Raw genomic sequence first — 11,906 nt, forward strand, 5'->3', positions numbered from 1 at the left:
TGCTCGCGATGAGCGCATGGCGCTCGCCTTTATACCGCCTCTTTAGTCGGCTCCTTGATCTTGTACCAGGCCACATACAGCGCCGGCAGGAACAGCAGCGTGAGCAGGGTGGCGACGATGATCCCGCCAATCATGGCGTAGGCCATCGGTCCCCAGAATACTTCCCGGGCAATCGGGATCATGCCCAGGCTCGCGGCGGCCGCCGTCAGCAGGATCGGTCGGCGGCGGTGCTCGGTGGCTTGCACCACTGCATCCCAGGGGGAACAACCGTCGCGCTCGAACGAGTCGATCTGGGTCACCAGGATCACCGAGTTACGAATGATGATGCCGATCAGCGCCAGGATCCCCAGGATCGCCACAAAGCCCATGGGCGTACCCGTCGGGATCAGCGCCAACACTACCCCTATCAGGCCTAGCGGCGCGACGCTCGCCACCAGGAACAACTTCTGCACACTGTGCAACTGGATCATCAGGAACGTCGCCATCAGGAACAGCATCAGTGGCACAACCTTGGCAATCGGCCCCTGGGCCTTGCCGCTCTCCTCCACCGTACCGCCCGTGGCAACCTTGTAGCCTACCGGCAACGCTGCGGCGAACTTCTCGATGTCCGGCTTCAGCAGCTTGACCAGATCCGTTGGCTGGATCTCATCGCGCACCGCCGCCTTGATGGTGATAGTCGGCTTGCGATCGCGACGCCACACCAAAGGTTGCTCGAGTTCGTAGCGCACGGTGGCAAAGGCCAGCAGCGGGATCGAGGTTCCGCTCGGGGTGAGGATCTGCAGGTTCTGCAGGGTCTTCGGCGAGCCCCGCTCGGCATCCACGGCGCGACCGACGACGTTGATCAGGTAGATGTCATCGTCGACCTGGGTCACCGTCGAGCCACTGACAATGCTGTTCATCAGGCTCGCCACGTCCTCGGACGACAGCCCGAGTTGCCGCGCCTTGTCCTGGGCAATGTCGATGCGCAGGACCTTGCCCGGCTCGTTCCAGTCGAAAATGATCTCGCCGATATGCGGGCTCTTGTCCAGTTCGCTGGCCAGGTCAATCGCGTGTTTGCGCACCTGATCGATGTCCTTGCCGCTGACCCGGTACTGGATCGGCCTGCCCACGGGCGGGCCCATCTCCAGCGCCTGCACATAACTGCCGACACCCACGAAGTCCTCGCGCAGACGCTCACGCAGGCGCTGGCTGAGGGCCGTGCGCGCTTCGAAGTCCTTGCTGACAATCACTAACTGGGCGTAGTACGGGTTCTGCAGTTGCTGGTCCAGTGGCAGGTAGAAACGAATCGCGCCCTGGCCGATGTAAGTGCTCCAGCGCACGATGTCAGGGTCGCCCTTGAGGGTGGCTTCGAGACGGTCGACCACCTTGCGGGTTTCATCCAGCGAGGCGTTCTGTGGCAGGTTGAGGTCGACCAGGATCTCTGGGCGATCCGATGACGGGAAGAACTGGTTCTGCACAAAACGCATGGAGAACACCGCCAGCACGAAGCACAGCACCGTGATGCCGATGGCCCACCAGCGATTGCGCATGCACCACAGCAGGCCACCGTTGAAGGCCCGGCCAACACGCCCAGGCTCGGTGGAATGTGGCTTCACCTTGCTGCTGAGGATGTGTACGCCAATCACCGGGGCAAACAGCACCGCGACAATCCAGGAGACGAGCATCGCCACCGCGATCACGGCGAACAGGGTGAAGGTGTATTCCCCGGCGGAGCTGCCGTTGAGGCCGATCGGCACAAAACCGGCGACGGTCACCAGGGTCCCGGTGAGCATCGGGAACGCGGTCGAGGTATAGGCGAACGTAGCCGCCTGCTCCTTGGTCTCGCCCATTTCCAGGCGCGTGACCATCATCTCCACCGTGATCATTGCATCGTCCACCAGCAGGCCCAGGGCGATGATCAACGCGCCGAGGGAGATCCGCTGCATGGTGATGCCGCTGTACTCCATGAACACAAAGACCATCGCCAGCACCAACGGAATCGAGCAGGCCACCACCAGTCCCGCGCGCACTCCCAGGCTGATGAAGCTGACCACCAGGACGATGATCACTGCCTCGAACAGCGCACTGGTAAAGCCACCGACGGCCTCCTCTACCACTTCGGCCTGATCGGAAACCTTGTGCACACCGATGCCCACGGGCAGGTCGGCGGTGAGTTCGTCCATGCGCTGGTGCAGCGCCTTGCCGAACTCCTGGATGTTGCCACCCTTCTGCATCGCCACGGCCAGGCCAATGGCGGGCTGGCCGTTGAAACGGAACATCGGCGCGGCCGGGTCGACGTAGCCACGGGTAATCTCGGCGATGTCGGCCAGGCGGTAGAAACGATCGTTGAGACGCAGGTTGACCGTCGCCAGGTCTTTCTCCGAGGCGAACTGCCCCGAGGTCCGCACGGATATTCGCTCCGGTCCTGCCTCGATCACCCCGGCCGGAGTCACCGCGTTCTGGGTCTGCAGGCTCTGCACCACTTGCGCCTGGTCGATGCCCAACGCCGCCAGTTTGCGGGTGGAGAAATTCAGGTAGATGACTTCGTCCTGCTGGCCGACCATCTCGATCTTGCCCAGCCCCGGCACATCACGAATCTCGGCACGGGCCTGCTCGACGTAGTCGCGCAACTGGCGCATCGACAGGCCATCGGCGGTGAAGGCGAACACCGAGCCGAACACATCACCGAACTCATCGTTGAACGACGGGCCCTGGATGCCCCGCGGGAAGCTGCCGTGGATATCGCCGATTTTCTTCCGTACCTGGTACCAGATTTCCGGAATGTCCTTGGCGCTGGTGGTGTCGTGCAGGTACACATAGACCGTGGACTCACCCGGACGGGTGTAGCTTTTCACGTAGTCGAGCGAGTCGAGCTCTTCGAGTTTTTTCTCGATGCGATCAGTCACCTGCTTGAGGGTTTCCTCCTGGGTCGCACCCGGCCAGCGGGTCTGGATGACCATGGTCTTGATGGTGAACGAGGGATCTTCCTCGCGGCCCAGGTTGAGGTAGGAAAACACCCCCATCAATAAGGCGACGAACATCAGGTACCAGACAAACGACTGATGCTTGAGGGCCCATTCGGATAAGTTGAAACTCCCTTTCATCGCGGGCTTTCCTCATCGATTCTGACTTTTTGCCCCGGTTTGAGGCTGTTCACACCGGCACTGACCACACGCTCGCCATTCTTCACCCCGCCTCCCAGGATCACACTGTCGGCACCACGGCTGAGCAGGCTGACGTCCCGTGGGGAAACGGTCTGGTTCTGCGGGTCGATCACCCAGATCCGCGATTTGCCGTCGACGTCCTGCACGGCGGTGAGTGGCAACTCGATGCGCGGCTTGATGGCCGAGCTGAGGGTGACACTGATGGCCGTGCCCAGGCGCAAGCCCACTGGCGTCTCGGCCAGGGTCAGGCGCGCGCGACGGGTGCGGGTCGCGCTTTGTGCCTGGGGTTCGATTTCGCGAATGATCGCCGTGGTATGGGTCGACGGATCCAGTTGCGCCGCCACCACAAACACCACATCGGCAGGCAACTGCTCGGCAAGGTCTGCAGGCAGGTCGATCACCGCTTCCTTGATATCCGGCCGGGCCAGCGTCACCACCTGCTGGCCGGCGGTCACGACCTGTCCAGCCTCGGCGTTCCAGGCCGTGACGACTGCGGCATGGTCGGTGCGCAACTCGGTGTAGGCCAACTGGTCCTGGGACTGCCTGACGGCGGCCCGAGCCTGGTCGAGTGACGCCTGGGTGGTTTTCAAGTCGGTCTGGGCCAAGTCCAGTTGGGCTTGCGCCCCCACGCCACGGTTGAACAGCTCCTGCTGGCGCCGTGCATTGGCCTGGGCGTTGATCAATTGCGCCTCGATCTTCGCCAGGTCGCCCTGGCTGGCGCGCAACTGGTTCTGTTGATCGGTGGGGTCGAGGGTCGCGAGCAAGGCGCCCTTCGCCACTTCGCTGCCGACATCGACGTTGCGGCTGGCAATGCGCCCTGGTACCCGGAACCCGGTATTGCTTTCATACCGCGCCTGGATACTCCCGGCAAAACGCCCGAGGTTTTCCTGGTCATAGGCGCGCACTTCGATCGACAGCACCGGGCGCACCGGCTCAGGCGGCGGCTCTTTATCGGAACAGGCGGCCAGCAACAGGCCGGCCCCCAGCAACATCACCAGGCGCTTCATGGCTGGACTCCTGGCAATTGCGGTGCGCTTGCGGAAGGGGTAACGATTTCCACCCGCACATCGGGGTGCAACAACTGGCCGCCGGCGGTGACGACTTTCTCGCCGTCGCTCAGGCCGTCGCTGATGATCACCTTGCCGGAAAGGTAGCGACCGACCGTGACGGTCTTGAGCTGGGCCTTGCCCTGGCTGTCGACCAACCATACAGCCGGATCGCTGAGGTTCTTGGTCAATGCCGACCACGGCAGTTCGACCGCCGACTTGCCCGGCACATTGGCCGTGGCACTGACCACCGAGCCCAGGCGCATGCCTTCGGGCAACTCACTGAGGGTGACCTTGACCTGCACCGTACCGGTTTGCGCCGACACCGCCGGGGTGATTTCGCGCACCGTACCGGTGGTCTTGATCTTCGGATTGTCGAGCAGGCTGACCTCCACCGTTTTGTCTTCCGGCGGTTCAGTCAGCAGCGATTCGTAGATGTTGAACACCGCATCCCGCTCGCCGTCGCGGGCCAGGCTGAAAATCGGCACCGTGGCCTGCACCACCTGGCCGACTTCGGCCTGGCGTGCGGTGATGATCCCCGGTGCGTCGGCAATCAGCGCGGTGTAGCTCAGTTGCTCACGGGCGTTGGCCAACTGCGCCTGCGCCGCGGCCAATGCGCTCTGGCTGCTGCGCAGCGCGGCCTGGGCCGAGTCATATTCACTTTGGCTGGTGTAGGCCTTGGGCAGGAGTTTTTGCTGGCGCACAAATGCCGCAGCGGTCTGCTTGACCCGCGCCTGTTCGGCGACCACCTGGGCCTGGGCCGAGTCGACATTGGTCTGCAGGTCCTTGGGGTCGAGCCGGGCGAGCACCTGCTTGGCCGTCACCCGGTCACCGACATCCACCGTGCGCTGGATGATCTTGCCCCCAACCCGAAATGACAGATCGGTCTGGACCCGTGCCTGCACGTCCCCGGTCAGGGTCACGGAAGCGGCGTAATCTGCCAGCTTGACCTCTTGCACGAACACCCTGGGGCGTTCCTTCTCGACCGCTGGCTTGTCGCCGCAGGCGGTCAGTAGCCCAAACACACTCAGGCCAACAATAATTTTCAATCCAGGACCAGCCATGCAGGCTCCTTTGCGTGTTGCGGGCGAATGTGCGGCGTACGACTCAAGAGCTTAGATCAGGGTGGCAACGACGCATCCAGTGGCGCAAATCAATTTGCGCCGCTTCCATGGACAGCTTGAAATCGGCGGGATTCAATCCGCTGCGCCACAGCGTGGGGCGCTAAATGGCTAATATCCTGACACACTGTGTGGATGGTTTCGTGTCGGATCTGTCACAACCCGGACAAGTCCTCGCTACAAAGGAGTTTGCGGATGCTCAAGACCCTCGCCGTGGCCAACTACCGCTCGATCAACAAACTGGTGATCCCGCTGGCACGGCTGAATCTGATTACCGGCCCCAATGGCAGCGGCAAATCCAACCTTTACCGCGCCCTGCGCCTGCTGGCCGAGACCGCCCAGGGTGGCGTGGTCAACGCGCTGGCGCGCGAAGGCGGGCTGGATTCAACCTTCTGGGCCGGCCCGGAGAACATCAGCCGGCGCATGCGCAACGGGGAAGTGCCAATCCAGGCGTCGCAACGCCAAGGACCTATGCGCCTGCGCCTGGGTTTCAGTGGTGACGACTTCAGTTATGCGATCGCCCTGGGGCTGCCTATGCCGCTGCCAGAGGAGGTGTCGTATTTTTCCCTGGACCCGGAAATCAAGCGCGAGTGCATTTGGGCTGGAGCCCTGTATCGCCCTGCCAGCCTGCTGGTCAATCGCGCCGGCCCGATGATCCGCGCCCGCGAAGGGTCCACCTGGGAGGTGCTGGCCCAGCACACGCCGACCTTCGACAGCTTGTTCGACCAGGTCGGCAACCTGCGCTCCTCTCCCGAGGTGTTGCTGCTGCGCGAACAGATTCGCGGCTGGCGTTTTTATGATCACTTTCGCACGGACGCCGAAGCACCCGCGCGCCAGGTGCAGTTGGGAACACGCACTCCGGTGCTGCATCACGATGGCCGAGACCTGGCGGCAGCCCTGCAGACCATCCGCGAAATCGGCGATCCGCAGGCCCTGCAAACCGCCATCGGCGACGCCTTCCCGGGTGCGCGCCTGAACATCGCCCCGGTGCAGGGCGGGCGGTTTGCCATCGAGTTCTATCAGGAAGGTTTGTTGCGCCCGCTGTCCGCCGCCGAATTGTCGGACGGCACCTTGCGCTACCTGCTGCTGATCGCGGCGCTGCTGACGCCACGACCACCGACGCTGATGGTGCTCAACGAGCCGGAAACCAGCTTGCACCCGGACCTGCTGCCGGCACTTGCGCGGTTGATCATCCGCGCCTCACATGCGAGCCAGCTGTGGGTGGTGTCCCACGCCAGCCGCTTAATTGCTGCGCTGCAACAAGACCCTGAGTGCAACGCCATTGTGCTTGAGAAAAATTTCGGCCAGAGCGAAATGGTCGGCCAGGGCATGCTCGATGAACCGGCGTGGAACTGGCCGGATTGAGCCACTCGAAAAACCGCTTCGCTGACCCACCAGCGAAGCGCTCCCAAGGATCACTGCAGCGCTGAAGAATTCAGCCCTGCCACTTGCCGCCTTCGACAATCACGCTTTCAGGCTTGGTGTCGTCGCTGAGCTCTTTGCGCACATATTGGTCGTAGAGCTTGAGCAGGTACTTTTCTTCACCCAGCTTCGCCAGCTCGGCATTGACCCAGTCACGCAGCTCGATGTTGCCCTTCTTCACAGCCGGGGCAATCGGTGCTTCGGCCCCCAGGGTTTCGTCGAGTACGCGGTAGCCCGGGTTCTGCTTGGCCCAGCTGAACAGCACCAGATTGTCCTGGGCATAAGCGTCGCCACGACCGTTGGCCAGGGCTTGCAGAGACTCGGAGTTTTTCTCGAACTTGAGCAGTTTCCAGTCCGGGTGGTTCTTGGTCAGCCAGATATCGGCGGTGGTGCCGGTGGTGACGATGGTCGTGCGGCTGGCCAGGTCTTGCAGGCTCTTCACGTCACTGGCCTGGGGCACCAGCGCCTGCACCGCCACCTTGAGGTTCGGGTTGGTGAACTCAACCGCTTCCTTGCGCTCGGGGGTCACGGTCATGTTGGCCAGGATCAGGTCGACCTTGTCGCTTTGCAGAAACGGGATCCGGCTGGCCGGCTCCACGGCGACAAACTCGACCTTGTTCTCGTCGCCCAGCAGGTCCTTGGCGAATTGCCGGCCGATGTCGGTATCAAACCCGACGTAGCGCCCCGCCTCATCGACAAAACCGAACGGTGGCTTGTCGGTGAAGACGCCGACAATCAGCTTGTCCCGTGCCTTGATTTTTTCCAGGTAGCTGGCCGGCGCGGTGCTTTCACTGGCGACTTTGGGCTTGGGCGGCTCTTCAGTCTTGTTGCAGCCGGCCAGCAGCGCAAGGCCGAACAAGGGGAGTAGCAGCAGGGAAGACTTGGCAGTTTTCATGAGGGTAACGGTTCCTTTTTTTGCGAATGAGCCGCAGCTGCCTGTTTCGGCAGAGCTTCGACGTAGGAGAACTTCTCCAGGAACTGCTGCGCGCGTGCGGTTTGCGGGTTCGTAAAGAAAATCTCGGGTGGGTTCTGTTCCAGGATGCGTCCGGCATCCATGAACACGATGCGGTCGGCCACCGCGCGGGCGAAGGCCATTTCGTGAGTCACGATCAGCAGCGTCATGCCCTCGCGCGCCAGGCCCTGGATCACTTCCAGCACCTCCTTGACCATCTCCGGGTCAAGGGCTGCGGTCACTTCATCGAACAGCATCACCTGAGGGTTCATGCACAGTGAGCGAATAATCGCGATGCGTTGCTGCTGACCACCGGAGAGCTGACGGGCGAAGGCGTCGCGCTTGTCTGCCAGGCCTACCCGTTCGAGCAGGGCCAAGGCTTGTTCACGGGCTTCACGGGGGTCGCGCTTCTGCACCTTGAGCGGGCCGAGCAGCAGGTTGTCCAGCACGCTCATGTGCGGGAACAGGTGGTAACTCTGGAACACCATGCCGATCTGCTGACGCACCTGGCGCCAGTCGGTGTTGCTGTCCAATAACTGGCGCCCGGCAAACAGCAACTCTCCGCTATGAGCGACTTCCAGGCCATTGAGGCAACGCAGCAAGGTACTTTTGCCGCAGCCGCTGGGACCAAGGATGACAATCACTTCACCGGCCTCGACACTCAGGTCGATGCCCTTGAGCACCTGCTGCTCAGCGAAGAATTTGTTGAAACCCTTGAACTCGATCAATGCGCTCATGCTTGCGTCCAACGCCGCTCCAGCACACGCGAGGCGGCCGAGAGCGGGTAGCAGATAAAAAAGAAAAACAGGAACAACGCGCCGTAGATCAGCACCGACTCGTAGGTGCGTTCGATGATCTGCTGCCCGACCTTGATCACATCCACCACGCCGATCAGCACCGCCAGCGAACTGGTCTTGATGATTCGCGTGTAGACGTTGATGGTCGGTGGCGTCATGCGCTTGAGCGCCTGGGGCAACAGCACATAACCGAACAGTTGCGGGCCGGACAGGCCAATCGACAAGCCCGCCTCACGCTGCCCACGTGGCAAGGAATGCAACGCCCCGCGCACCACTTCGCCGACTTCGCTGGCGCCCCACAACGACAGCACCAACACCGCGCACCAGAAACTGGGCAGGCTCAGACCAAAAAAGATCGGCAGGCCAAAAAACAGCAGGTACAGCCAGACCAGCACCGGGATCGCCCGGAACAGCTCCAGGTACACCCGCAAGACCACCTTCAGCCATTGCACATGGAGGTTGCACAGCACGCCGTAGAGCACCCCGCCCAAGGTGCTGATGGCGATGCTCAGGAAAGAGATCGACAGGGTTTGCGCAGCGCCCCTGGCCAGTTGCGGCAGAGACACCCAGAGCAACTCAAGACCCGAACTGGCCATGCTGGAGCCTCCTTTCCAGGCGGCTGAGCAGCAGCGACAGCGGCAAGAACAACAGCACGCAGATCAGCGTGAGCACGGCGAGCATTTCGTAGGTTTTGTAATACAGCGCGATGTAGCTCTTGGTGGTGTAGAGAATTTCCGGCACCGCCACCGCCGAGACCACCGTGGTCTCCTTGAGCAGGAAGATGAAGTTGGCAAACAGCGACGGCAGGCTGAGCAGCCCCGCTTGCGGCAGGATCACGTAGCGCAGCAATTGCCCGTTGGACAGGCCGATCGAGCGACCCGATTCCAGTTGCGCCGCCGGCACCGCCTCGACCCCGGCCCGCAGGACTTCCGTCAGGTACGCGCCACCGAGGAAGGTCATGGTGATGATCGCTGCCGCAAAGCCGGAGACCTTCACCCCCAGCGCGGGCAAGGCGAAGTAGACGAAGAACAGCTGGATCAGCAGCGGGGTATTGCGCGCCAGCTCGACGTACACCGCCACCAGGCGCTGCAAGTAGGGGGTACGCAGCACCAGCACGGTGGCGTTGAGCACGGCCACCAGCAACGAGGTGCCGATAGCGATCAAGCCCACCTGCAGGGTCACGCCTACGGCGCGCAGGAATGCCGGCAGGGTGCCAAGGATAAACGCGTAGTCAAAAGTCATGGGGAATCCTGGACGTCGCTGGGTAAACGACGGTGGTGCAGTCCATAAGGCTGTGGATAACAGCTCGGCAGGCACTGACTTTAAAGGCATAAAAAGAAAGATTTAAATACCGTTAAAGCATATTGATATCACGCAAAAACCTATGCCCCGGATTGGCGTAGGTGGCCAGGATCAATCCCCCGGGCATAAAAAAACGCCGACGCTGCAGCAGCCGTCGGCGTTCAAACCTTGAAGGGGTTTATCGCGTGATCAGAACGCCGGCAGGACCGCGCCGCTGTACTTCTTGGCGATGAATTCCTTCACCTCAGGGCTGGTCAAGGCCTTGGCCAGTTTCTGGATCGCGACGCTGTCCTTGTTGTCTGGACGAGCCACCAGGAAGTTCACGTAAGGCGAATCCGCGCCTTCGATCACCAGTGCGTCTTTAGCTGGGTTGAGGCCAGCTTCCAGCGCGTAGTTGGTGTTGATCATGTCCAGGTCGACCTGATCCAGCACGCGCGGGAGCATGGCCGATTCCAGTTCCTTGAACTTGAAGTTGTGCGGGTTCTTGGCAATGTCTTTTGGCGTAGCCAGGGCGTTTTTCGGATCTTTCAATTCGATCAGGCCGGCTTTCTGCAGCAGGATCAAGGCGCGACCGCTGTTGCTGCCCTCGTTCGGGATGGCGATGGTTGCGCCATCCTTGAGCTCAGCCAGGGTTTTGACTTTCTTCGAGTAACCGCCGAAAGGTTCGACGTGCACACCGATCACAGTCACCAGGTTAGTGCCTTTGCCTTCATTGAAGCTCTGCAGGTACGGCAGGGTCTGGAAGTAGTTGGCGTCCAGACGCTTCTGATCGACCTGTACGTTCGGTTGCACGTAATCGGTGAAGACTTTGATTTCCAGGTCCACGCCTTCTTTGGCGAGAGTTGGCTTGACCAACTCGAGAATCTCGGCGTGCGGTACCGGAGTGGCCGCGACCACCAGTTTCTCGCCGGCCTGGGCCAGGCCAGCCGTCAGGGCAGCCGCGAGTGCGGTAAACAACAGAACCTTTTTCATGCAGTGTCCTTATTTGTCGTTGTCGACAACGGCTTAAAAGTGAGGTGCCAGTGAAGTGCTATCGCTGGCGTGAGGCGGACAATACCCGGATTTTTTATGCCGTAAAAATACTTTTTATCGAAGTCTATATTCGATAAACGAATAACAACTCCGCAACCGTCACGCACTGCGAATTACACGTGCGCCAACAGCCGCTTCAGCCTGTCCAGAGGTTCACGGTTACCACTGCGGACCCATTGCTCCACCCAGCGCTCAATCAACTGCAACGGCTGCTCGGTGGCTGGCAGGTTCAAATGCTCTGGCGCAATCTCGTCACCGCTGCTGACCAGCAACGCAAAATGAATGACGTTCTCCAGCTCACGGGTGTTGCCCGGCCAACTGTGTTGCTCCAGCACCTGCTGCGCCGCGTCGCTGATAAAGGGCACCGGCAAGCCCAGGCGCTGGCTGTAGATGCCGAGGAAATATTCGGCCAGCGATTGAATGTCACCCACCCGCTCGCGCAGCGCCGGCAATTGCAACTGGCCTTCGCTGAGGTAGTGGTAGAGCCGTTCGTGGAATTTACCGGCCGCCACGGCCTGCGCCAGGTCGATGCTGGTGGCGGCCACCAGGCGCACATCGACCGGGCTCGGCTGCTGGGCGCCGACCCGGGTGACTTCGTGATTCTCCAGGGCCGCCAGCAACTTGATCTGGATCGGCAGCGGCAAGTCGCCGATCTCATCCAGGTACAGGGTCCCGCCGTTGGCCGAACCAAACCAGCCGGCACGGCTGCTGGCCGAGCCACTGAAACTGCCGCCGGCATAACCGAACAGCTCGGCATCGGCATAGGTCGGGCTGATGGCGCCGCAATTGACCGAGACGAACAAGCCACCGCGATCACTGGCCCGGTGAATGTGGCGTGCCAGCAATTCTTTACCACTGCCGGTTTCGCCGTGAATCAACACCGAAATCGCCCGCGGTGCCAGTTGCTCCAGCTCCTGGCGCAAGGTGCGCGAACGTGGGTCGACGAACACCAGCGCCTTGGCACGAATGCTCAGCGGGCTTTTTTCTGCGTCGGGAAAGGTCAGCAATGGCTGACCGAAGGTTTCATGCAAACTCATGGCAGGCTCCCGCCCAAAACCGCCGGCGGACGGGGGCGTTGAATTGAAATGGAC

10 protein-coding genes are annotated in these 11,906 nt (G+C 61.6%); 1 reads left to right on the top strand and 9 read right to left on the bottom strand.

Annotated elements, in window-relative coordinates; translation table 11 throughout:
• Positions 1-29: 29 nt before the first annotated feature.
• The 3 genes from ACM6IP_RS04815 to ACM6IP_RS04825 are packed head-to-tail and all read right to left on the bottom strand — an operon-like array spanning position 30 to position 5,253.
• The gene (locus ACM6IP_RS04815) at positions 30-3,083 is read right to left on the bottom strand and encodes an efflux RND transporter permease subunit (RefSeq protein ID WP_095170619.1); all 3,054 of its coding nucleotides are present in this window, start codon (positions 3,081-3,083) and stop codon (positions 30-32) included.
• Positions 3,080-4,150, bottom strand: a complete 1,071-nt coding sequence (locus ACM6IP_RS04820; protein WP_095170621.1) for an efflux RND transporter periplasmic adaptor subunit — start codon at positions 4,148-4,150, stop codon at positions 3,080-3,082. The genes ACM6IP_RS04815 and ACM6IP_RS04820 overlap by 4 nt, the downstream gene beginning before the upstream one ends.
• Positions 4,147-5,253 (bottom strand): efflux RND transporter periplasmic adaptor subunit, encoded by a 1,107-nt coding sequence (locus ACM6IP_RS04825; protein WP_095170623.1) that lies wholly within the window; start codon positions 5,251-5,253, stop codon positions 4,147-4,149. Before ACM6IP_RS04825 ends, ACM6IP_RS04820 begins: the two co-directional genes overlap by 4 nt.
• 252 nt (positions 5,254-5,505) lie before the next feature.
• Between ACM6IP_RS04825 and ACM6IP_RS04830 the strand changes: the two genes are divergently transcribed.
• Entirely contained in the window at positions 5,506-6,675 is a 1,170-nt protein-coding gene (locus tag ACM6IP_RS04830) for an AAA family ATPase (RefSeq protein WP_401126489.1), read from the top strand.
• A 70-nt stretch (positions 6,676-6,745) separates the two neighbouring features.
• On the opposite strand, the gene ACM6IP_RS04835 is transcribed toward ACM6IP_RS04830, so the two are convergent.
• The 6 genes from ACM6IP_RS04835 to ACM6IP_RS04860 form a co-directional block, all read right to left on the bottom strand.
• Entirely contained in the window at positions 6,746-7,627 is an 882-nt protein-coding gene (locus ACM6IP_RS04835; RefSeq protein WP_159993112.1) for a transporter substrate-binding domain-containing protein, read from the bottom strand.
• Positions 7,624-8,421 carry an amino acid ABC transporter ATP-binding protein gene (locus tag ACM6IP_RS04840; protein ID WP_095170629.1) on the bottom strand — a complete coding sequence of 266 codons (798 nt, stop codon included), beginning with the start codon at positions 8,419-8,421 and terminating at the stop codon, positions 7,624-7,626. Before ACM6IP_RS04840 ends, ACM6IP_RS04835 begins: the two co-directional genes overlap by 4 nt.
• Positions 8,418-9,077: an amino acid ABC transporter permease gene (locus ACM6IP_RS04845; RefSeq protein ID WP_095170631.1), complete on the bottom strand. Its 660-nt coding sequence runs from the start codon at positions 9,075-9,077 to the stop codon at positions 8,418-8,420. Before ACM6IP_RS04845 ends, ACM6IP_RS04840 begins: the two co-directional genes overlap by 4 nt.
• The gene (locus ACM6IP_RS04850) at positions 9,058-9,723 is read right to left on the bottom strand and encodes an amino acid ABC transporter permease (RefSeq protein ID WP_095170633.1); all 666 of its coding nucleotides are present in this window, start codon (positions 9,721-9,723) and stop codon (positions 9,058-9,060) included. The genes ACM6IP_RS04845 and ACM6IP_RS04850 overlap by 20 nt, the downstream gene beginning before the upstream one ends.
• 249 nt (positions 9,724-9,972) lie before the next feature.
• Positions 9,973-10,755, bottom strand: coding sequence for a MetQ/NlpA family ABC transporter substrate-binding protein (locus tag ACM6IP_RS04855; RefSeq protein ID WP_414861060.1), 783 nt, complete (start codon positions 10,753-10,755; stop codon positions 9,973-9,975).
• A gap of 173 nt (positions 10,756-10,928) precedes the next feature.
• On the bottom strand, positions 10,929-11,852 hold the full coding sequence (locus ACM6IP_RS04860; protein ID WP_159993108.1) for a sigma 54-interacting transcriptional regulator: 924 nt from the start codon (positions 11,850-11,852) through the stop codon (positions 10,929-10,931).
• Positions 11,853-11,906 lie beyond the last annotated feature (54 nt).

The organism is Pseudomonas sp. IT-P176 (assembly GCF_949767245.1).
GTDB lineage: Bacteria > Pseudomonadota > Gammaproteobacteria > Pseudomonadales > Pseudomonadaceae > Aquipseudomonas.